A 21,792-nucleotide genomic window follows, 5' to 3' on the forward strand; every position below is an offset into this window, starting at 1 on the left:
TCCAGGTGACGGGGAGGGGCCTGGTAGTCCATGACCCAAACCCCCGCGGGTCTCCGGATGGCCGCGGGGGCCCGTCATCGCGTGCGGTAGGTCTCCAGGCGGTCGGCCAATTCTCGGGGACGGCTCAGTGCGACGAGGTGCCCGCCGGGCATCTCGTCAACGGTGATGCCCAGCCGTTCGCCCACCACCCGCCGCTGGAAGTCCAGTGGAAAGAAGCGGTCGTCGCGTGCTTGCAGGAAGACGGTCGGAGTACTGGGCCACTTGTGGAGCGGCCACGGCTCTGTGAACGGGGTGGCCGACTGCGGAGCCTCCTGCGACAGCGCCACCGCCTTCACTTCGTCCGGCACGTCGTGGAAGAAGTACTCTTCGGCGTCGAACTCGGCGGGCGGCGTCCGTCCATCACGGACCGCCTGGTCGGACATCGCCTTCGCCTGCCCGGTGTTCTCCCACCATTCGCCGCCCGTCTCGCCTGGCGACGGGACCATGGCGTTGAGCAGCACGAGCAGGTCGACCGGCAGCCTCTCGCAGACGAGCGGTGCCGTGAGGCCGCCCATCGACTGCGCCACCAGGATGAGGTCCCTGCGGTCGCCGATCGCCTCGAGCACGGTGTCGACGTACTCCGCCAGGCCCGCGGAGTCATCACCGGCGGGAAGGTCGACGGCCACGACGTCGTGTCCTCGCGCCCGCAGCTCTGGTACCAGCCGGTGCCAGTACCAGGCCTGGCCCCCCGCTCCGGGGATGAGTGTGTAGGTCGCCATGGTCATCGTCCTCCGTAGTCCGACGACAGCGACGGTAGCGCCCCCCACGGACAATCAGGTCCAGAGCCAGGGGCGGGACGGTGCTTCCGTCGGCCGCCACGGCGTGTCGGGTTCGCTTCGAACGTGTGTTCGGACTACCTTGTCGTCTCGTGCTGATCGACGAACCGGTCTCGGCGGAGACCACGCCCACGGGCCGCCCCTCCCAGATCACCGGCCCCCGCGGCCGCTACCGCGTGCGCCGGGTCCTTGAGGAATGGCAGGCCCCGGGCCAGGCGAGGTTCTACCGCCTCCAGGTGGCGACACCGGACGGCCTCGCAATCGCCGAGGTCATCGCCCCCCACCAGCCCGGCCCCTGGACCCTCCACCAGGTCTGGCCCTGACCCTCCCACCTGGTAAACGCCCGCCTCGGTCATGTCCGCTCGCGATGCGCAGGACGTGGCAGTCGTGCTTCGCCGCTGGGGCCGTGGATCTGTCGTCGTGGGACGTGCGGGAGGGGCTGGGGGGTGGCTGGGGTGCAGTGGCATGTCCGCTCCGATGCCCAGGGCCTCGCGACCGTCCCTTCGCCACTCCATCTCGGCTATGGGGAGGCGGGTGCCTCGCGCTGAGATGATCGACAGATCTTGATCGACCTTCTTGTACGGTGCGGGCCTTGGCGGGGCGTGCGCAGGAGGCCAGGATCGGCGCCATGGACCTGCTGGAGACTCTGGTCGGCAAGGGATTGCGCCGTGAGCCGCTGTCCCGGGCCGAGGCGCTCGCGGTGCTGGAAACCTCCGATGACGAATTGCTCGACGTGGTGGCGGCCGCCGGCAAGGTACGGCGGCACTGGTTCGGGCGCCGGGTCAAGCTGAACTACCTGGTCAACCTGAAGTCGGGGCTCTGTCCTGAGGACTGCTCGTACTGCTCTCAACGGCTGGGGTCGGAGGCGGGCGTCCTGACCTACACCTGGCTGAAGCCCGACGAGGCGGCCGCGGCGGCGGAAGCGGGCGTGGCCGGTGGCGCCAAACGCCTGTGCCTGGTGGCCAGTGGACGTGGCCCGACCGACCGGGACGTGGAACGGGTCGCCGGCATCATCGACGCGATCAAAGAACGCGACGAGGATGTGGAGATCTGCGCCTGTCTTGGGCTGCTGTCCGGCGCGCAGGCCGGGCGGCTGCGGGAGGTCGGCGTCGACGCCTACAGCCACAATCTGAACACCGCCGAAGCCGCGTACGCGGACATCTGCACCACGCACGAGTTCGGCGACCGGGTCGACACCGTCCGGCAGACCAAGGCGGCGGGCCTGTCGGCGTGCTCCGGGCTGATCGCCGGCATGGGGGAGGGCGACGCGGACCTGGTGGACGTGGTCTTCGCGCTGCGCGACCTGGACGTGGACTCGGTCCCGGTGAACTTCTTGATCCCGTTCGACGGGACGCCGATGGCCGAGAAATGGGCCCTCACCCCGCAGCGCTGCCTGCGGATCCTGGCGATGGTGCGTTTCGTCTGCCCGGACGTGGAGGTGCGTCTCGCCGGCGGGCGGGAGATCCATCTGCGAACGCTCCAGCCCCTGGCGCTGCACGTGGTCAACTCGATCTTCCTGGGCGACTACCTGACCAGCGAGGGGCAGGCCGGCAAGGCGGACCTCGACATGATCGCCGACGCGGGCTTCGAGGTGGAAGGTGCGGCTACCGCCACACTTCCCGAACACCGAAGGCGATCGAAGGCCCCCGTGTCCGATGCCGCACCCGATCGGGAGGACATCGGCGACGACGGCGACGCTCGCCCCGCGCAGCTCCCAGGGCCTGCCCGAACCGGCCTGGTCGCGGTACGCCGCCGAGGAGCAGGCACCAACCTGCCCCCCAACGCCTGACCCGCGCGACCTACCCCCGGCGCTGCCCGAACATCACCCCCGTCGATCTCACCCCAGCCCTTCCGGCCCCGCATTCACCCCGGCCGCCGTCGCACGGGTCGCCTGCACCAGAGAGCCCTCACACGCGGCGGCGCCTGCACCAGGGGGCGCTCACAAGCGGGGCACCTTCAGAAGCGGGCGGGCGCTCGCATTAGCGGGCGCCTCCGGAGGTGGGCGGCGGGGGCATGGGTGGGGGGCCTGCAGGGGTGGGCGGGCGGCCGTACGGGGCCCCCACAGGTGGGTGGCGGTTGTACGGGTGGATCACCTCACGAGGCGGGCGGGCACTCGCGTGAGCGGGCTTTTTGGAGGCGGGCGGCGGTGGCATGGGTGGGGCATCTGCAGAGGTTCGCGGGCGGTTGTACGGGCGGGGCGCCTCTGGAGGCGGGGACGTTTCGCGGGCGAGTCGTCTTCATTGGTGGGGGCGGTCGCACGGGCGCGCCTTCATCCATGTGGGGCCGGCATCCATAGGCGAGGTGTCTCCATGGGCGGGACGCATTCGAGGAGGCGCCTCCTAAGGGGGCGTGGCTAGTGGGGGAGGCGGAGGACGAGGCGTTTGGAGAAGGCTCCTCGTTCTGCGGCCTTGGCGGCGCGCTGGTCTTCCAATTGGTCGGGGGTGAGGCCGTGGAGGGAGGCGAGGGCGTGGAGTACCTCCAGAAGGTCGGCGAGCTCCGTGGGGTCGCTGGTCGCGACGTACTCGCCGGCCTCCTCGTAGAGCTTGGCGCGTAGCAGGGACGCTTGCTCGTGATGGGCCGCGATCCGTGTCTCCGGGGTCCGGCCCGCTTCCCGGATGATGTCGGGTATCCGATCACGGACGAGCTTCTCGGCCCGGACATTCTCCTTGGTCTGGTGCACCGTGCCGCCGTGGCGCCTGTCCAGGGACTGGATCCACTGGACGGCGACCGCCGCAGTCTGGACCAGTTCGTTACGGAGGCTTTCCGGGGCGGACTCGGCCAGCGCTTCGAAGAACTCCTCGGCGAGGATGTGACGCCATGTCAGCTCCCCACGCGCTCCTGCCGCAACGCATTCCTGCTTCGCCTCCTCAGCTCGTGCGGTGAAGCCCGGGCCGGTGCCGTCCGGGAACGCCTGGACGCCCCACGTCCGGTCCTGGGCTTCGCGTTCGGCCGCCACATCCGCCAGCGCTCTCGCGAGCGACCCTGGTGCCTGCTCGTTCTCCATGCCGGCGACGTTAGCCACTCGGATGGCTCGCCATGGCGTGGTCCGGCTCGCAGCTGAGCAGTTCGTGCAGGACGGGCGGGAGTTCGTCCCATAGCCACTCGTTCAATGTGCCGGGAAAGTCCGCGGGCGGACGTATGGCCAGGCGGCGGGGCGTCACCTCGATGAGGCGCACCGCGATGGGTCCGTCGTCCCACAGGGGGTCGCGGTTTCCCCAGAACGCGGAGAAGTCGGCGCTCGTCAGCAGCAGTTCCGCGGGCAGGGTGTGCTCGCCCGGGTGCCTGCCGAGGGGCAGCAGCCGCTGGGCGGTCGTGCGGAGTACGTTGAGCGCTGCCAGGTCGTGCGGGCAGGCGACGCCGGTGATCTGGAGTTCGGGCAGTCCGAACCGGCCCAACCCCCGTGTCGTGAGGTGGACGCAGGCGCAGCCGTCGATGTCCTCCTCGTCGGCGGTGCAGCGGCCGGAGTTCCGGTAGGGCGGCAGGGTGGTGCCCAGCCAGTCGTCGGCGAGAGCGAAATCTTCGAATCTCCCGAAGGGGACGACGGGCAGGACCTGGCGCGAGGCGAGGTCCACGGGCACGCCGCAGAGCGATTCGGCGATCGCCTTCGTCGCGGCGCGGGCGAGGTGCGGCCCTAACGGCAGGTCACCGGCCGGCAGGACCGAGGTGACGGCGATGTGCGTCGTCGCTCGGCGCAGCCGTTCGACGTCGTCGGCGTCCGCACCGGTGACGCCGGAGAGGTCCCACGGGGAGGCGGCGGCGGGGTGGCAGGCGAGCGCGAGGCGGGGCGAGCCGAGCCGTTCCGACACCGCCGCCGCGAAGGAGCCGGAGAACCTCCGGAGGATCGCCGCCGACAGGTCGCCGGGGTTCCTGTCGGTCGCGACGACGAAATCGGCGGTCGTCTCTTCGGGGACCGTGATGGTGACGCGCATTGCAGCCTCCTCGGGGCCGTTGGACCGGCGTGCGAGATTCAGCTTCGAGGAGGCCGCCGGACGGAACGAGGAGAACGAGATTCTGTGGATAACGCGCGCCGACGTCCGCGCGGCACGTGCGGGCTCCTCCGCTCCGAGGTCAGAACGCGCAGGGGACGGACTTGATCCCGTTGATGAAGCTCGTCCGCTGGCGGACGGGAGGCGCCGTGGCGTGCAGGGTCGGCAGCCGCGTGTACAGCTCGCGGAGCAGCACGGTGATCTCACGGCGGGCCAGGTGCGCGCCGAGGCAGAAATGCGGTCCGGGGGCGCCGAAACCGAAGTGGGGGTTGGGAGAGCGCAGGACGTCGAACGCGTACGGGTCCTTGAAGACGCCGTCGTCCCTGTTCGCCGAGTTGTAGTAGAGGATCACCCGGTCGCCGGCGCGGTAGACGTGCCCGCCCAGCTCGTGGTCGCGGGTCAGTGTGCGGCGCATCCACGTCACGGGGGTGGCGTAGCGGACGATCTCCTCGACGGCGGCCGGAAGCCGCACGTCGAGGTCCGCGAGGAGGATGTCCCGCTGCCCGGGGTTGTCGGTGAGCAGGGTCAGGGAGTGCGACAGCGCGTTCCGCGTCGTCTCGTTGCCGGCCACCACCAGCAGTGCGAAGAAGCGTCCCAGGTCGAGGTCGTCGAGGGCCTCGCCGTCCACGTTGGCGTGCGTCAGCGCCGTGACGAGGTCGTCGGCGGGCTTCTCCCGGCGCAGCCGTCCGAGGTCGGCCATGAGCGCGTGCAGGAGGGAGAACTTCTCGGCGAGGATTGCCGCGCGGTCCTTCCCCTCAGGCCCTTCGTAGTCGGGGTCGCCGAGGGCGATGATGAGGTTGGTGGCGTCGATGACGTCGTCGTACGCCGACTCCGGGATGCCCATCATGGAGCAGATGATCTGCAAGGGCATCGGCATGGCGACGTGCTCCACGAAGTCGCACTGGCCGCGTTCGGTCAGCTCGTCCACGATGCGGCGGGCGAGGACGGCGACGTCCCCGGTGACCCGCTGGACGAGGCGCGGCGTGAACGAGCGGGAGACGATCCGGCGGAGCCGCGCGTGCCGCGGGTCGTCGATGCTGATCATGGAGCCGCTGTAGCGGACGACCTGAGGGGGCGGATCGACCAGGCTGACCGCGGTGGGCTGGGAGCTGAACACCTGGGGGTTCCGGCTGGCCTCGGCGACCTCCTCGTAACGGGTGATCGCGTAGAAGCCCTGGCCGTCCGGCAGGGGGCAGAAGACCGGCCCTTCCGCGGCCCGCAGGGAGGCGAACACTTCGTCGCGTTCGCCTTGCGGTCTCGCCCAGAAGTCCAGGCTGACGAGGCTGCTCTCGGCGATGGAGGGCATGGGGGAGCGCCTTCCGCTGGGGAGTCGTCGCCCACAGGCTAACCCCGTCGCCCCCGAGAAGACGATCATGCGCGGGCGGGGTGGGACCCCGCCCGCGCGCGATCGTCCGCGCTCACCGGGCCGCCGCCCGGCAAAGCCACAGTTAGCGAGCGGAGAGCTCCACAAAGTGACGCTCGCCCGGTCCCACGTAAACCTGGCGCGGACGTCCGATCTTTGTGGACGGGTCGTTCATCATCTCGCGCCACTGGGCGATCCAGCCGGGGAGCCGGCCGAGGGCGAACAGGACCGTGAAGGCGTTCGTCGGGAACCCCATCGCCTTGTAGATGACGCCGGTGTAGAAGTCGACGTTCGGGTACAGCTTGCGCTCGACGAAGTAGTCGTCGCTCAGCGCGACCTCTTCGAGGCGCATGGCCAGGTCCAGCAGCGGGTCGGACTTGCCGAGCGCGTCCAGGACCTTGCCGGTGGCCTTCTTCACGACGGCGGCGCGGGGGTCGTAGTTGCGGTAGACCCGGTGCCCGAAGCCCATCAGCTTGACGCCGGGCTCCTTCTTCTTGACACGCTCGACGAACGAGTCGATGTCGTCGCCGTTCTCGTGGATGCGCTCCAGCATCTCCAGGACGGCTTGGTTGGCGCCGCCGTGCAGAGGCCCGAACAAGGCGTCGACGCCCGCGGACACCGAGGAGAACAGGTTCGCCTGGCTGGAGCCCACGAGCCGCACGGTCGAGGTGGAGCAGTTCTGCTCGTGGTCGGCGTGCAGGACGAACAGCATGTCCAGGACGCGCGCGATCTCCGGGTCGATCTCGTAAGGCTGCGTGGGCAGGCCGAACATCATGCGGAGGAAGTTCTCCACGTACCCGAGGGAGTTGTCCGGGTAGAGCAGCGGCTGGCCGTTGGACGTCTTGTACGCGTAGGCGGCGATCGTCGGGAGCTTGGCGATGAGCCGGATGCTGGACCGGTCGACCTGCTCGGGGTCGAACGGGTCGAGGCTGTCCTGGTAGAACGTCGACAGGGCGCTGACCGCGGACGACAGCACGGCCATCGGGTGCGCGCGGCGCGGGAAGGCGGAGAAGAACGCGCGGAACTTCTCGTCCAGCAGGGTGTGGTGGCGCACCTTGTCGGTGAACGTGCTCAACTGGTCGGCCGTCGGCAGCTCGCCGTAGATCAGCAGGTAGGCCACCTCGAGGAAGGAGGACTTCTCTGCCAGCTCCTCGATGGGGTAGCCCCGGTAGCGCAGGATCCCCGCCTCACCGTCGATGTAGGTGATGGCCGACGTGGTGGACGCCGTGTTGGTGAAACCCGGATCGAGCGTGACATGCCCCGTCTCCTTGAGGAGGCTGCTCACGACCAGCCCCGAGGGGCCCTCGGTCGCCTCGGTGACCTCCAGAGGCATGCGGCCGCCCGCGTGGTCGAGCTCGAAGTCCGACATACTCGCTCACTCCCAACTGCGTCCACACCTGCGTAGACGTTCCGTTCTTCATCGTATCCACGTGATCACGGGGGCTGATCCGGGCCGTCCCCGTCGACGGCGGACCGTTCGGCGGCACGGGTGCGCGAGCCGCTCACCTCTCGTCACGCCCCTCCCTCCGTCGCTTGCGTGGGCGGAGCCCCCGGGCCTCTCCGCCCGCGTGCCGGAACCGGACGAGTCACCCCGGAACGCTTGGTCCGGCTGGCCTGGGCGGAAAGCCGGACGGTCAGGAGCGATCGACCGGATTTCGCCCTCCCCGTCCGCGGCTCGCCGGCCGGTCGGCCGGCGAGGCGTTCTCATGATCTCGCGCGGGGGGAGAGGATGCCATGGAGGCCTTTCGGCGCCGTGCCTGCGGAGCCGACGAAGTGAGAAGAATCTCAGCGCGTTCGCCATCGCCGGTCCGCTCGGGGACCGGCCACGGGGCTGGCCTACTGGCGCGGCTCACGCAAGGTCGGCTGCTCCGCCGTCATCTCGACCAGTGTCAGCTCCTGGACGTCGATCAACTGCTCGACGTCCATGGGAGGCCACTCCTCGCCGTAGTGCGCGTCCAGCAAGGTGCTCAGGGCGACGAGGATCTGCTCTGGAGTCGGACGTTCCCCAGGGTCCTTCGTCAGGCAGCGCGTGACGAGCCCCCGCATGGGAGCGGGCAGGAGGGTGAGATCCGGTTCGCCGTGGACGATCCGTCCGCGGACCTTGTGCCCACCGCCGAACGGCGGCGCGCCGGTCGCCGCGTAGACGAGCGTCGAGCCGAGGGAGAACACGTCGCTATCCGGATGGACGGGATCGCCTAGGGCCTGCTCCGGCGACATGTATGCGGGCGTCCCAAGGATCTCCGTACGCGACAGCGGCCGCGCGTCCAAGGGGCGAGCGATACCGAAGTCGATGACCCTCGGACCGTCCGAGGCGAGCAGGACGTTCGACGGCTTCAGGTCGCGGTGCACGATCCCCGCCTGATGGATCGCGATGAGCGCCTCCGCCAGCCCGGCCCCCAGCCGGCAGGCGGACTCCTCTTGCAGCGGCCCCTTCTCCCGGACGACCTTGGAGAGGCTCACCCCGCGGATGTACTGGGTCGCCAGCCACGGCCGGTCGGCGTCAGGATCGGCGTCGACGACGGGAGCCGTGTAGAAGCCGCTCACCGAGCGAGCCGAGGTGACCTCACGGCGGAAGCGCTCCCTCCACCTGGGGTCGTCCAGTAGTTCCTCCCGGATGACCTTCACCGCGACCAGGCGCCTGCTCGGCGACGCCCCGAGGAACACCTCGCCCATCCCGCCGGAACCGAGCCGGGCGACCACGCGGTACGGGCCGATCATCTGGGAGGGTTCTGGCTGCAGGGACACGGCTATCCGATCATGGTGGGGCGTGCTCAAATCGTGCCACGGCGCACGGGCTCGTCCGACCGCTCACGTCCACGAGAGCGCACTCCGGTCGGCCCAGTAGCGCTCCGGCGGGACGCTCAGCCCTGCCAGCTCCTCCAGGTCGCCCTCGCCAAGGCGCACATCCGTCACCGCCAGGTTGGCCTGCAACTGGGCCGGGCTGACCGCGCCTATGAGGACGGTGTCAGCCCACGGCCTGCCGAGTGCCGCAGCCATGGCGACGGCGTCCGGCCCGACCTCGTGCTCAGCCGCGAGGTCCCGCACCTCCGCGGGCGCCCGTACGGCGAGCCGCCCGTTGGCCAGCACCTCCTTGAGCAGCACATGCAGACCGGCGCCATGGGCCTCGCGCAGTGCGTCCTCGGCAGAGGTCTCCAGGAGGTTCCACGTCGATTGGACCGTGCTGAACAACCTCTGACCGGACACCTCCAACTCCATCGCCCGCCTGATCGTGTCCGACTGCCTTGGCCCGGACGTCGAGAACCCGACGCGAACACCCTCAGCCGTCAGTTGCGCCAGGGCCGCCTGGAGGGGGACGTCCTGGAACAGTGGACTCTCTTCGGTGAGCGAGTGCACCTGGTACACGGACAGATGCCCGTCGAGCAGGCTGCGCGTCTCCTCATACTGCGCTTGGAAACGGTCGAGACTGTGTTCCTTGACCTCATGCACTTCCGCGTCGGTCTTCCAGTCACCGACGTAGGCGTAGCCCCACTTGCTCGATACGTGAACCCCCGCGGGGGCGCGTGCCTCCAGCCAGCCCCCAAGGAACTCCTCCGCCCTGCCGTAGGAGCGTGCGGCGTCCACCCACCGAATGCCTGCGGCGTAAGCGGCATCGAGGACGCTCCAGGTCGCCTCGCGCATGGCCTCCACGCTCCGCCCAGGCGGGAGCTCCCCGGCGCTGCCCACATTGATGTAGGCCGGCCGCCCCAGGGCGGCGAGCCCGATCCCGAGCCGACGTATCGCGTTCATGACCCCAGCCTCGCACGTGGAGCCCCGGCGGCCGTTATCCACAGAACCACGTTCTAGCCGTTGCGGCGGCACGCCTCCGCGAGGCTGATGCGCGTCCACGTCATCGCGACAAGAAGGGCCCGGCAATGCCTGCTCAGACGACTCGCGCCGATCACGGCGCCAACCAGCTCGCCGCGCTTCTCGGGCTCACCCGCTGGCAACTGCGCCTCGGCCTCGAGCACGGCCTGCTCCCGAAGCCCGACCTCGAGGAGGACCGGTGGTCCGCCGCCCTCGCCGAGGAGGTCCGCGGGCGGGGCGAGGAGATCGTCGCCAGGTTCGGCGCCGAGCCCCCGGTCGGTTCGGCACGGGCCGCGGCCCGACTGGCGGCGCGGGTCGGCCTCGACGTCGAGCGCGGCGACATCGAGGTCCTGGTCGCCCAGGGCGACCTCAACGTCGTCAGCGCCTTCCGCGGGCATCCCGTCTACCTGCTGCGCGACCTGGACCGGCTCGATCCCGGCACCGTGCGCCGGGTCGTCACCGCCAGGAAGGGCCCGCTGACCGACACCGTCGACGCCGGTGGCGCGGCGACCATCCTCGACTGGCCCCGCAAGATGTTCGACCGGATCGCGAGCGAACGCGGGCTGGCGGCGGACAGGCTCGGCCGTTACGCGCTCTCCGACGTCCAGGCTCTGCGGGAGGACGAGGACCTTGCCCGCCAGGTGGCCGAGGAGAAACGCCATCTGGCCCTCGCCCGGACGCGGCGCTCAGAGGCCCACGCCGAGGACGTCGTCCGCGCCTGGCTCCTCCGCTGCTCCGCCTTTGTGGACCGCGACGCCGAGCAGCCTCCGGATACCAGCGCTCTAGGACGGGCGTTGAGAAGCCTCACAACGATCAGGGCTGAGATGGCCCGACAAGAAAGCCCTGCCCTCTAAGCCCCGCCCACTCAGGCCTGACAGGTGTGGGAGGCGCCGTTCTGAGGTGTGCCCTCTGTGGAGGCGCGGCGGGTGCGGGGGGTGGGTCGGCACTGCCTGTCGCCGGTGAGCAGCCCCAGCTTCTCCGGCCGTGACTCGATCTTGTCTCGGTCAGAGGCGAGCGGCCGCCGGGCGGCCTTCGCGGGTGACCTCGGCCCGGGGAACGGCAGCGCCGTTCGGCACATCCGTCCCGCGCCGTCTACCTCTTGCCGTGTGCACGTGTGGGGGTGCTAACCGCGCCGGGAGATCGAGCGGCGCCGGGGAGGCGGCTTACGGGTGTCCTTCTGCTGGGCCAAGGTCTTCAGGAGGCGATCGCGGGCTTCGGTGCGGGACATCGCCGGGAGGTGGGAGGGGAGGGTGGACGCCACTGCGGGAGGGGCCTGGACCGCGCCTTCGTCGTCGACCGTTGCCTGGTCGCCCGTCCAGGGGCCGAGGAGGACCGCGAACACGGCGCCCGGGTGGCGCTTGAGGAGTGCTGCGATCCGGTCGGCCTCCTGGGCGCAGTCGGCGACCAGAAGGAGACGGCGCGCGTGCGTGACGCCGCTCCTTTCGCGTATGGCGAGTTCGGTCTCCAGATAGGCGAGTGCGGCGTCGAGGTTCCCCGGGATGAAGAGCCCGGCGGTGTCGTCGTCGAGGAGTTCGTCCTCGGACAGCCCGAAGAGGGTGATGGCGTCGGGTCGCGGGACGACGACGAGCGAGTCGTCGGCGTGCTCGTCGAGCGCCGTCAGCGCCAGCACCCGCGCGGTGGAGCCGGCGCCCGGGCCCGCAAGGCCCGTGGCCGCCGTGCCGAACGGGTCGAGCAGGGGGCGGTAGGTGACGCTCACCGCCTGCGGGTCCGGGATGTTGGGCGCAGGAAGGGGGGACACGCCGGGATTGGCGGCGGTGTAGATGCGGTGCCGGAACGGATAGCACATCGCCGCAGCGGCGGGGAGCAGGAGACCGAGAAGCAGGACCGGCTGCAGCGAGGAGGGCCGTGAATCGACCTCGTCGGCCTGCTCGCGGGCCGTCACCGGTGTTGGTGCCGGCACCGGCGACGGCGCTGGGGGAGGCACCGGTACCGGGGGATGTGCCGGAGGACGGCGCACCTTGGCGCTCTTGGGTGGGCGGGGAGGCGGGGGCACGCTTCTCGGGCCGCCGGTCGCGGCCGGGCGGGGCGCCGGCTTCTCGGATGGGCGCGGCGGGGGTGCCCTGTGCTCCTTCTTGGGTTTCCTGCTGTCGTACCGGTCGAACCAGTGAGGAAAATCCCGACCGTGTCCCGGACGTCCCCGGGGCTTGTCGGGCATCGACAGCCACGGCCCCATGCACTTGTGCGAGGCGAACCGATCGCCGATACCTATGGCGTGACGACAGATCGGCGGTCTGGGCCCGTGCGGCTCAGGGTCGGTTCGGGCGGCCGCTTCGGAGGGGGTCGCCGCGCCGATACTGATGGCGCCGGCCATGGCGGTGCACCCCAGGAACCCGCAGGTGCAGCGGAGCCATTCGCTGAAGGCGACGGCGAGTTTGGGATGTGCCAGGAAACGGTTCATCTTCGCCCCGGGGGATCGCGTCGGTCACCGTGTGAATGCCGATCGTAGCTACTTTGGCTACGGAGCGTTGCACATTGCCCACAGTCGGCTCCGTCGATCCCGCGCCGCCGTCGCCGTGACGGCCACGACTGATATGGACGTCATATCCCGGCTCATCCCGAAATGTCGGTGCCTGCCTCTCGCCGGGACGGCCGGGCGGCCGGAGGGCCGAATTCCCGCGAATTTCTTAGGGATACGCGACGAGGGAAGCGTTGATGAGACGTCCGCAGGCGATGACATTTGCATGATCAGCACATGATCGACCTCCGTGAGGAGTTCCTCGGCTGGCATGCCGGGGTGACGGCGCGGTCGCAAAACTGTCACTCGCTGTCACTGCGCCCCGACACGCAAAATCGCCCACGTGCCACGTGCTCCTGACGCGAATCGGAACGCCCAATTCGGCACGTCCCGGGCGAACATGCATTGGGCAAGTCATCCGATCACGTGGCCTGCCTTCGGTGGGCGGGGAGGTGCGAGCGGCCAGACCTGTATTGGGTGGCCGCGAAGGTCGTCGATACGGCCGAATCGGGTGAAGGCGGATATTTCTATCACACCTGCGTGCTCCCATTGAACCACCTCATGAGGAGGGTGCGGACTGTCGTTCTCCTGGTCGGAAACGGCCGGCCCTGATGGTGCGAATGGGGGGTGCGCTTGGGGCTGAAGGTGCGGGCGGTCGATGTCGATCGGCAGCAGAGAGTCGATTTCGGGGCGCTCGGCGACAGCGTAGAAAGCGGGAGGTATGCGACCTTGGCTCCCAATTGGTACAAGCGGCGGCTCTTCGGTCAGGAGCGCCGCCTCAACAGTCGAGGACGTAGATTCGAGTAAGCGGCCAAGGACTGATGTTCGCCCACGCGGGAAGCGGCCGGTCTCTCCGATAAAGGCGCTGGTCTTTGAGGAGGGGAGGAGCCTGCACCGCGGCGGGTGGTGCGGAGCGTGATGCGTGCCTTCGCAGCCGATGCAGTGAACACGATATTTCTCGGTGTTCATCTCATAGAGCCGGACTAGAGCGACAAACCAGATCCGCGCCAAACTTGTGACGTGCCGAGTCCTGTTAGTCGAGGGCGAGGTAATGCGGACCAAGGCGCGAAGTGCTCAGGGACGTGCTCGTAGCGGCGGCGTGGACCGCGGCAGCCGTCCAACATGACATCGCCCGTTCCGTCCCCTCAACGCTGCCTCCCGCCCGTAGGGCCTCGGCCCCAAGCGACGGTGACACGGAGAGTGATGCCAGGCCGAACGTTGAGGTTCCGACAAGCGACAGCTCTGCCACATCCCGGTTCCGGCGGCCGTGCGCGAGGCCTGCGGGCGCGCCGTCCGCTCCGCCGCATCCCGGTTTCGGCGGCGGTGCGGGAGGCCTGTGAGCGCGCCGTGCGTGTGCTCGGTCGAGGGCCGGGCTGGGGCAGTCAGCGGCCGCAGGACGGGCAGGGGGTGCGGATGCGACGGCGCCGCCGCCTTGCCAGGCGCCCGGCGATCTCGGCGTTGGACAGGCCGGTGCCGAGCAGCTGGCGAAGATCTTTCCGGTCCTTGCGTCGCGCGGCGGCATCGGCAGGTTGTCGGTCGTTCGAGCAGCCCGCGCGGTGTTCTTCTCGCCATCATCAGGGTCTGCTGGGGGCGTCTGGTCCGTTTAGGGCGCGCTCGATGGCAGGGGTCATCGTGTGGAACCAGCGCAGCTCGTTGGCCAGGAACTCCAGGGACCCGGCGGCGTCGGCCGCGGACAGCGGCCACGTGGCGATTTGCTCCACCCTGGTCAGGACGCTCCGTTGCAGGGCGGACAAAAGGGCGGCTGGGCGATGGGGCAAGCCGTAGGCGTCCACGAACAAGCGCAGCCGGGCCGGCAGGTCGGGGATCGGGTCGAATCCGGCCTCGCGCAGGCGCCGGTCGGGTGCCAGCGGCACGAAGGCCCACGCGGCCGCGGCCAGTTCGTCCACGGGATCGACCGGTCCTGCGCTGTCGAAGTCGATGAACGCCGCGGGCAGACCGTTGCGGTAGACCGTGTTCCAGGGGCCGAGGTCGCCATGGGAGATGATCTGGCCAGGGCGGGGTGGGCAGGGATGAAAGCGGTAGGTGGTGCGACGCGGACGGAATCCGCGCGATGCCTCGTGCAGGTCGCGGATGAGCCGCCCGGCGCGGATGAGTGCCTGGTCGCTGCGAGCGTGCGCGGGTAGCCGGTGCCCGCGGCCCGGCTGCCAGGCGGGATCGACGGCCACCTCTCCGTCCAGATATGTCAGTACCTCGCGGTCTCCCTCGACGCCCAGCACGCGGGGAGCACCTGCAAAGCCCACGCCCTCCAAGTAACGGAGATACTCGTGGACTGCCTCTGACCAGGGACCCAGCGGGCGTAGCACCCGCTCGCCGCGACGCACGACACCCTGCGCCATCCGGCCGCCAACGAGCGGCTCGTCCTCGTCATCCCTCACGTCGCCAGCATCCCAGCCCTCCATGACACCGCCCAGGCAATGCCCGCGGCCGCTTCCCCACGAGCAGGCCGCACTCAAGGGCGTCTACCTCGCGGTCATGAGTTGGCCGCCAGAGGCGCCGCTCGCAGACGCTGGATGCAGCGGTGGAAGGCCGCCCTCAACGCCTTCGAGATCACCTTCGAAGGCCGCCCGGCCGCCCACAACTGAACCCCACAAGATCGAATGACACCGTTAGCTGGACGGCCCCGGCCGGCGCCGTCCGCGACTAGCCCCCGCAAGATCGAGTTACATCAACTTGTTGGGTCAGTGGCGTTGATCGCGGTCTGCAGCCGAGATCAACAAGGCTGTGGCCGGGCCGGGTCGCTCTAGTTGCACCTGCCGCTCCTCGGGCTGGCTCATTAACGGCGCTAGTCCCGGTCACAGCAGCCAGCGAGAGTGGTTCAAGAGAGGTCTGCACCGCCTTGAGGTGGGTTGCCGTTGATTGGACGGGCCCGACAGGCCCGGTCGTTGAGTCGCTTCGTGGTCGGTGGGCGGTGCTGTTCGAGGGCAGGGGCTGGTCGGGTCTGGTGGACGGGCCGGTTGACGGAGTTGCCGGGTGGGGGCGTTCAGGCGGCTGTGGGAAGGGCGGGGGCTTCTTGGGAGTCGTGCATGCCCATGGGGAGGGTGTCGCCCCAGAGCCAGTCGTTGACCGTGCCTTCGAAGTGGGTGGGCGGACCCACGGCGATGAGGCGGGAGGTCAGGGGGGAGAGGTGGACCTGGAAGTGCGAGGGCGCGGTCAGGCGGACGCGGCGGGTGGTGCCCCAGAAGTCGTTGAAGTCGGTCTGGGACAGGTCGAGGACGTCGGGGATCGTGCGGTCTCCGACGGCCGGGCCGGTGGCCAGCCATGACCAGTGGTCGGTCAGGAGGCGGCGGGCGGTGGTGCGCAGGACGTTGAGGGCGGCGAGGTCGTGCGGGCAGGCGACGTCGGTGATCTGGAGTTCGGGGAGGCCGAAGCGCCGCAGGCCGCGGGTGCGCAGCCGGACGCAGGCGCAGCCGTTGACGCCTTCGGGATCCCTGCCCGGGTCGGCGGCCGTGCAGCGGCCGTTGGCGCGGAACGGCGGCAGGACGTCGCCCAGCCATCGGTCGGCCAGCACGAAACGCGTCCGCTCCTGGGCGGACGGCGTCAGGACGTGGCCCGTGACCAGGTCGGCGATGATCCCGCCGGTGGCCTCGGCGATGGCGTACGCGGCGGCTCGGGCCACCTGGACCGCCCTGGGCTGGTCGGTGATCGGGGCGAACGCGGTGACGACGGCGAACTGCTCGGCGTCGTTGAAGGCCCGCGCGAGTCGCCGGTCGTCCGGGCGGGACGGCTTGATGTGCCACGGGTCCCAGCGAAGGGCGGGGAGGGCCTCGCGGGCGACCTGGAGTTGGGGTGTGCCCAGACGCCCCGCGATGTGGGACTGGTAGGGGCCCTCCGCGCTCCTCAGAAGGGGTGCCGGGTCGCCGGGGATGCTCGTGGCGGCCACGGCGAACCTCGAGGTCGTGGTCGACGGGACCGGGAATGTGATCGTGGCCATGGGACTCCTCCTCGCCTGTCGGGACCCGGCCAGCATGCGCGACCGTCCCGGCGAGAAGCTGTAGAACGCGGTTCTGTGGATAACTCGGCATCGGTGGGTCCTGGAGCCCGGGGAAACGCCGGTGTGGTCGGGGCCTAGGGGCGCTCAGGCCAGGGGGACGCCAGCGAGAGGTGAAGCCATGGGGGCTTCAGGGACGCATGGTTCCGGTCTTGGGGCTCCTGGAGGGGGTGATCCGGTGGAACGACCGAGCGAGGACGGTATCGGACACGTCTGTCTAGTTCCGACACGCCGTTCACCACGGAAAAGACCAGCTTCGGCCGAATTCGTGGTGATTCGCGCGGCATCGACGGAGCAATCGGGGGGAATGTGTACGTTGGGGAGATCAACACTGCTGTGAGCTGCGGGGACGGGCCCCGCCGCCCAGCCTTGGAATCAGGAGGTCCCCGTGGCTCGAACACTGTCGAGGGGCACCCGTGTCACCGGTGCCGAACGCACCAGGCTCGCCGCCGAGCTCGCTCCGCGGTACGCCGCCGGCGAGAGCATCCGCGATCTGGCCGCCGAGACCGGCCGGTCGTACGGATTCATCTACAACGTCCTGAAGGAGGCGGGCGTGCCGCTCCGTGGCCGGGGCGGCAACACCCGGCGCAAGAAGGACTGACCCGCTCCCGAGCACAGCGAGACAAGGAAGAAGCGAGCACATGGCCGGACGTCCCCCTCGCCCCCCGGGGGGGCCCCGCGCGCTACGGACCTCGGAAGGCTCCGGTGACCTCGGAGCGCCCGTCCAGGCTGGCGAGGTCGGCGGCCGCCCGTCCGGCGAGCCAGCCCTCATAGTTGGAGACCGATCCCGCCCGCCCCTTGGCGAGGTTCGGGAACATCGTGTCGACGGCCTGGTCGACGGCCTGGTCGCGCGCCGCCAGCACGGGAAGCAGATCCTTCCCGCCGGCGTCCGCGGCCGCCCTGTCCGCCGCTCCTCGCAGCCGCTCCCCGATGCGGACGGCGTAGGCGTTGAGGAACGCATGGCGGAACGAACGCGTCCGTGACCGTCCCCGCGCGTCGCGCCTGGGACCCGCGTGCACCATGGCGGACGTGGCCTGCACCAGCAGGGACGTGAACAAGATCTCCACCGCGGCCAGATCGGCCGGGAACCCGAGGACGGTGGAGAGCCCCAGCTCCCGGTGCCACACCGCACGGCAGTGGTTCGCCTCGGCCACCACCGTCAGCAGGATCGCCTTGGGCGCCTCGTAAGGACTGTCGATCGCGATACGCCGTCCGTCTGGACCGCTCAGGTCGCCTGTCTCCGCCGCGAGCAGCGCATGGTCGATGCTGTGCCGCGCCATCAACTCCTGGGCGCGCGCGCTGAGCGCCTCCGCCTCCTCGGGGAACTCGGTCGATTCGGCCTTGGCCAGAAGAGCCCGGACCCGACCGAGGATCCGCTGATCGACCTCTTCCAGCCTCCGGCGCCTCCGCTGACCGGATTCGCCGCCGGGCCTAGGCACCCCCCTATGGGCCTTCCCCGCATCGGACGCGCCCGTGGCAGTTCGGTCCGACCCGGCCCCTGGCCCTCCCGTACTGGACGACCCTGACTTGGACCTGCCTGCACCCGTCCTATAGCCCCTGGATGCTCTTCCGCCGGGCGGGCTCGTGTCCGAAGTGGTCGTGGGAGGCGGGGTGATGGGAGGAAGCTTTGGGAGGGTTTCCAAGAGGTGGATGACTTCTAGAGCGCACGTGACGTAATCCGCGCGTTCGAAGCCTTCGCGGTGGCACCAGTGGGTCGAATGGGAGCCGTCCGGCCACCACACGCCGGCTCCAAGGGCCGCCAGTTGCTCCTCCCACCGCTCGTCGACGGCACCGGTGGGGTAGGTGCGCCTCTCGTCGGCGATGGCGTCCGTGCAGAGCCGCGCGTGCCGGGCCGTGTGCCGACGTGTCGTGAAGCGCACCAGGTCGGCGGGCTGCCACCCGCGCCGCCAAGCGGTGGTGACGGCGTGCCGCAGCCGGTCGGTGAGGCAGCGGTCGGCGGCACTCGTCCAGCCCGGGCCGGCGGGGCCGCCGGTCAGTTCGGCCACGAGGCGCCGGAACGCGGCGCGGTCGCCGCGGGCGAGCGATCGCACCGCCTCTTCGGCGGCGAGGGTGGCCCAGGCTTCGGGTGTCGTGCCGCACCGCCAGGTCTTCCGCACCGCCACTCCCCGCCGTCCGACAGCACTCCGAAGGACGATCCTGCCATCCGGCGGCGGCGAGGCTCGGCGTCTTCCGGCCGGAATGAGCAAAGGCTCCCGCGGGCCGGGCGGGGGCGCGGGGAGTGGGCGTCTCATTCCGAGTCACGTTCGGTTCGGCGCGGCCGACTGTACCGAACCGGGTTGGACGGCGGAAGGGTGGACCGTCGCCACATGCGGACATGACACTATGAGCGTGGACAACTTCGAATAGTGATCAATCCGATACCTTGGTTGATTGAAAGATCCATGAGATAGGCGCAAGCTGTCCCAGACGTCTGGAATGCCCCGCCCGTTCCTTCCGACAGACCGACCGACCGCCGACAGGACACGACTGATGTTCGAGATCTGGGAGACGAGTGAGCCCGCGCGGCTCATCAGTGACGCGGGGAGCCTGAAGGTGGCGCTCGAGAAGGTCGACACCATGTGCCGGCTCAGGCACGACCAGGCCGCGGCGCATGTGGGTGAGGCCGGCGAGGGCTACCACTTCGAGATAAGGGACCACGACGGCAAGGCTCTGGCGCGGCTGAGCTACGTCCCGGACACCTCCCGCGCGTACCAGAGCGTCGTGGTCGAGGAGATGCGCGGCCAGGACGGCGCCGGCTAGCCCGGGCCTCTCGACTCTCCGACAGCCCCCGGCCATCGCCCGGGGGCTGTCGTCTGCACGGCTCCAGGCGGTCTCGTCACTCCTCGACGGTGACGACGGTCTCCTTGGCGTCCGGTTCCATGAAGCGCAGCAACGCTTCCCCTTCGGTCCTCAGTCCGTCGACGGCCGCCTGGGGGAGGGCCTCGAACGGACGCATCCGGAGCGTGGCCACCTTGCGCTTGTACTCCGTCTCCCAGATGCCGCGCGCGAACCCGTCCCACAGGAACACGGCGCGGACGCGCAGATTCTTGGTCGTGAGCATGGGGCGATGGTCGTCGGCGATGACGCGCCTGCGGTCGGCGTGCGCGAGGACGAGGCTGTCGAACTCGGGCAGGAACCGCGCGGGGGCGGGGACGTCCTCGCCGGGGCGCGGCGCGTCCGGCAGGTCGAACAGCTCCCGGCCCTTGTCGTCGGTGAAGGTCAGCAGGTTCGGGCGAAGGCGCTCCAGGGCCTCGCCGGTCGTGGACAACCCCGACCACGTCTGCGCGTCGGCGGGGGACGCCGGTCCATAGGCCGCCAGGTAGCGGAGCATCAGTTCGTCGATCGCGTTCTCGGCGTCCGGCCCGGAGTCCAGCCAAGAGTCGGCCAGCGCGAAGCGCGACGTGCGCGGGAAGCCCCACCTGTCCTCGGTGGGCATCATGACCAGGGGCACGCACAGGCGGACGGCATAGCCGAGAGCGCGTTCGTTCACGTCCGGGAACAGTTGCTGCAACTCGGCGCGTATCTCGTTGAACGTGAGCGGCCCCGCCTCCAGGAGGGAGCGCGCGGCGGGGACGACCTTCTCCAGGTCGAGTCCCTTGGCGCGGTCGCCCAGCACCCGCAGGCCGCCGTCCAACATCGGTTGCATCGATGTACGGAACGCCGTGTAGTCCGCGCTCGTCACCAGATGCAGGGTGGCGCGCATCATCGTGGCGCGCACTAGCGACCGGCCTTGCAAGGCGGAGTGCAGATCGGACGCCTGGAACCCTTCGACTCGCGTCCACAGCCCCAGGAACGGAGGCTTGGGCTCCTGCGCCTGCATCCCGCACAGCCGTCCCACCGCCTCGGCGGCGGGGATCGGCTCCCGTGCGAGCAGCATCTGCCGCGCAAGCGTGGCCCGGTTGAGGGCCCGGGTGCTGAGGGTCTCTGTCATCCGTCCAGAATGCCGTTAATGGCGCTCCGCACGCAGCGCCGAACGAGGCATCCCTAGAGATAAGTGATCCGGGACCCCTGCGATGGATCCGCAGCGGCGCGCGCCCGGGGCCGGATCGGACGCCCGGGCGGCAGGCTTCCGCGCGCTCGTGGCGGACATCACACGCATCCGACCCTGGGCACATGGATCTTGCTCGGAAGCAGGAACCGTCTCCGTGTTCGAGGAGGCACGCACCGTGCTGGCCGTCCGTGGACCTTCTGGTGCGAGTGCGGGGCCGACCGTGCACATCTGTGCTGGTCAAGTCGCTGTGGACGCGCGGAAGGCGCGGCGTCGAGTGATCGGGAACGAGCGACGGAGGCGGGGGTTACGGGGGGAATTTTCTTGAAATGCACGTGCATCAGCCCTTGCACCTGCACGCCATCCCTAGCAGGATTGCCCCGGACCCCCGCACGTGAACTCCCCGGAGATCGCGATGACCGCACACTTGAGCGACAGTGACCGACAGGCGCTGCGGCTGGCCCAGGATCTCCGCGAGGAGATGCGGGCGGCCATACCGCAGCTGCCGGCTCCGCCCTCGGTATCCCCGTTCGTCGATCAGACCGGGATGCCGAGCGTCCTGCTGAAGATGGACGCCGACACCGCCCGCGCCCTCATGGCCCTGCTCGCCGAGCGCCGCAGCGCGGCCGCGGCGGAGCAGCGCCGGGCGGACGGCTCGCACGTTCCACCGCCCGTCCCGCCGCCCGCGGCCCAGGCCGTCCCGGCGGCGCAGGGCCCCATCGTGGCGGCCATGCCGTACGGGGAGCCCGTCTACGCGGACGCCTCCTACGCGGAGTCGCCCTTCGTCCCGCCCCAGGCGGGCCCCGCCGTGTTCACCGGCGGAACCGGCCCGACGCCGCTCGTGCCGTCGGTCTACCCGACGCACTGACGAGGACGTTCCACCCGCGCGGCAGACGGCCGTGCGGGTCTGCGGCCGCCCAGCGCGGCCCGATCCTGTGCGGCCCGTCGTACGCAGTCTGATCACGTGCGGTCCGATCGCCCGCGGCCCGGTTCCAGGCGGTCGATTCACGGGCGGTCTGAGCACACGCGGCCCGGTCCTGTGCCCTCTGATCACGTGCGGGTCCGAGCGTGTGCGGCGCCCTCCGTCCTGCGGTCACGTGTGCGTCGCGACGGGTCCGGGTTCGCGGTCGCTCATCTCCAGCGCCCCACGCGTCCCAGGCTGTTCGCGCGCCGGGGCGGGGAGCGGACGGCCGGGCCATGGGCGCCGAGGCCATCGGTTTAAAGATCCTTTTTGCCATGGGCGCGGTGCGGCCGACTGGCCCGGAGCCCCTATGGTAAAGGCGCTCCGGGCCAGTTCCGGCTTAAAAGATCTACCTTGTCAAAGGTAAAGAAATCCCCCGTTTGGCGACAG

The 21,792-nt window shown here is 70.0% G+C and carries 18 protein-coding genes and 1 pseudogene; 7 read left to right on the forward strand and 12 right to left on the reverse strand.

Annotated features, from left to right (window positions below):
• Window positions 1-74 precede the first annotated feature (74 nt).
• On the reverse strand, window positions 75-758 hold the full coding sequence (locus ABWI07_RS33910) for an alpha/beta fold hydrolase (protein ID WP_353821060.1): 684 nt from the start codon (window positions 756-758) through the stop codon (window positions 75-77).
• Window positions 759-907: 149 nt separating this feature from the next.
• Between ABWI07_RS33910 and ABWI07_RS33915 the strand changes: the two genes are divergently transcribed.
• The gene (locus tag ABWI07_RS33915) at window positions 908-1,138 is read left to right on the forward strand and encodes a hypothetical protein (RefSeq protein ID WP_149264484.1); all 231 of its coding nucleotides are present in this window, start codon (window positions 908-910) and stop codon (window positions 1,136-1,138) included.
• 305 nt (window positions 1,139-1,443) lie between these two features.
• Window positions 1,444-2,604 (forward strand): biotin synthase BioB, encoded by a 1,161-nt coding sequence (bioB, locus tag ABWI07_RS33920; RefSeq protein WP_353821061.1) that lies wholly within the window; start codon window positions 1,444-1,446, stop codon window positions 2,602-2,604.
• 564 nt (window positions 2,605-3,168) lie between these two features.
• Here the strand turns inward: bioB and ABWI07_RS33925 are convergent.
• The 6 genes from ABWI07_RS33925 to ABWI07_RS33950 form a co-directional block, all read right to left on the reverse strand.
• The gene (locus ABWI07_RS33925; protein WP_353821062.1) at window positions 3,169-3,819 is read right to left on the reverse strand and encodes a nucleoside triphosphate pyrophosphohydrolase; all 651 of its coding nucleotides are present in this window, start codon (window positions 3,817-3,819) and stop codon (window positions 3,169-3,171) included.
• A gap of 10 nt (window positions 3,820-3,829) precedes the next feature.
• Window positions 3,830-4,744 carry a hypothetical protein gene (locus ABWI07_RS33930; RefSeq protein ID WP_353821063.1) on the reverse strand — a complete coding sequence of 305 codons (915 nt, stop codon included), beginning with the start codon at window positions 4,742-4,744 and terminating at the stop codon, window positions 3,830-3,832.
• 139 nt (window positions 4,745-4,883) lie between these two features.
• Window positions 4,884-6,107 carry a cytochrome P450 gene (locus ABWI07_RS33935; RefSeq protein WP_149264487.1) on the reverse strand — a complete coding sequence of 408 codons (1,224 nt, stop codon included), beginning with the start codon at window positions 6,105-6,107 and terminating at the stop codon, window positions 4,884-4,886.
• Window positions 6,108-6,249: 142 nt separating this feature from the next.
• The gene (locus tag ABWI07_RS33940) at window positions 6,250-7,533 is read right to left on the reverse strand and encodes a citrate synthase (protein ID WP_149264488.1); all 1,284 of its coding nucleotides are present in this window, start codon (window positions 7,531-7,533) and stop codon (window positions 6,250-6,252) included.
• A gap of 467 nt (window positions 7,534-8,000) precedes the next feature.
• On the reverse strand, window positions 8,001-8,909 hold the full coding sequence (locus ABWI07_RS33945) for a serine/threonine-protein kinase (protein WP_200842411.1): 909 nt from the start codon (window positions 8,907-8,909) through the stop codon (window positions 8,001-8,003).
• A 63-nt stretch (window positions 8,910-8,972) separates the two neighbouring features.
• Window positions 8,973-9,911 carry an aldo/keto reductase gene (locus tag ABWI07_RS33950; protein ID WP_353821064.1) on the reverse strand — a complete coding sequence of 313 codons (939 nt, stop codon included), beginning with the start codon at window positions 9,909-9,911 and terminating at the stop codon, window positions 8,973-8,975.
• A gap of 125 nt (window positions 9,912-10,036) precedes the next feature.
• On the opposite strand from ABWI07_RS33950, the gene ABWI07_RS33955 reads away from it, so the two are divergent.
• Window positions 10,037-10,822, forward strand: a complete 786-nt coding sequence (locus ABWI07_RS33955; protein WP_149264490.1) for a hypothetical protein — start codon at window positions 10,037-10,039, stop codon at window positions 10,820-10,822.
• Between the two features lie 269 nt (window positions 10,823-11,091).
• On the opposite strand, the gene ABWI07_RS33960 is transcribed toward ABWI07_RS33955, so the two are convergent.
• Complete coding sequence (locus ABWI07_RS33960) at window positions 11,092-11,889, reverse strand: hypothetical protein (RefSeq protein WP_149264491.1); 798 nt, start codon at window positions 11,887-11,889, stop codon at window positions 11,092-11,094.
• A 2,129-nt stretch (window positions 11,890-14,018) separates the two neighbouring features.
• Window positions 14,019-14,840 carry a phosphotransferase gene (locus ABWI07_RS33965; protein ID WP_353821065.1) on the reverse strand — a complete coding sequence of 274 codons (822 nt, stop codon included), beginning with the start codon at window positions 14,838-14,840 and terminating at the stop codon, window positions 14,019-14,021.
• A gap of 55 nt (window positions 14,841-14,895) precedes the next feature.
• Between ABWI07_RS33965 and ABWI07_RS33970 the strand changes: the two are divergent.
• Window positions 14,896-15,047: pseudogene (locus tag ABWI07_RS33970) on the forward strand (IS256 family transposase); the annotation flags it as partial.
• A gap of 398 nt (window positions 15,048-15,445) precedes the next feature.
• Here the strand turns inward: ABWI07_RS33970 and ABWI07_RS33975 are convergent.
• The gene (locus ABWI07_RS33975; RefSeq protein ID WP_353821066.1) at window positions 15,446-16,396 is read right to left on the reverse strand and encodes a hypothetical protein; all 951 of its coding nucleotides are present in this window, start codon (window positions 16,394-16,396) and stop codon (window positions 15,446-15,448) included.
• Between the two features lie 445 nt (window positions 16,397-16,841).
• On the opposite strand from ABWI07_RS33975, the gene ABWI07_RS33980 reads away from it, so the two are divergent.
• Window positions 16,842-17,054, forward strand: a complete 213-nt coding sequence (locus ABWI07_RS33980) for a helix-turn-helix domain-containing protein (RefSeq protein ID WP_021594883.1) — start codon at window positions 16,842-16,844, stop codon at window positions 17,052-17,054.
• Window positions 17,055-17,136: 82 nt separating this feature from the next.
• Here the strand turns inward: ABWI07_RS33980 and ABWI07_RS33985 are convergent, their stop codons facing one another.
• A complete protein-coding gene (locus ABWI07_RS33985; protein ID WP_235037396.1) occupies window positions 17,137-17,892 on the reverse strand; it encodes a DUF2786 domain-containing protein in 756 nt (251 codons plus the stop codon).
• Between the two features lie 1,051 nt (window positions 17,893-18,943).
• Here ABWI07_RS33985 and ABWI07_RS33990 point away from each other — a divergent pair.
• Window positions 18,944-19,213: a hypothetical protein gene (locus ABWI07_RS33990; RefSeq protein ID WP_149264495.1), complete on the forward strand. Its 270-nt coding sequence runs from the start codon at window positions 18,944-18,946 to the stop codon at window positions 19,211-19,213.
• A gap of 76 nt (window positions 19,214-19,289) precedes the next feature.
• Here ABWI07_RS33990 and ABWI07_RS33995 read toward each other — a convergent pair whose 3' ends face one another.
• Window positions 19,290-20,384 (reverse strand): winged helix DNA-binding domain-containing protein, encoded by a 1,095-nt coding sequence (locus tag ABWI07_RS33995; RefSeq protein WP_353821067.1) that lies wholly within the window; start codon window positions 20,382-20,384, stop codon window positions 19,290-19,292.
• A 472-nt stretch (window positions 20,385-20,856) separates the two neighbouring features.
• On the opposite strand from ABWI07_RS33995, the gene ABWI07_RS34000 reads away from it, so the two are divergent.
• Window positions 20,857-21,309, forward strand: coding sequence for a hypothetical protein (locus ABWI07_RS34000; RefSeq protein ID WP_149264497.1), 453 nt, complete (start codon window positions 20,857-20,859; stop codon window positions 21,307-21,309).
• The last annotated feature ends 483 nt before the right edge of the window (window positions 21,310-21,792 follow it).

This window comes from Actinomadura sp. NPDC000600 (genome assembly GCF_040492135.1).
Lineage (GTDB): Bacteria > Actinomycetota > Actinomycetes > Streptosporangiales > Streptosporangiaceae > Spirillospora.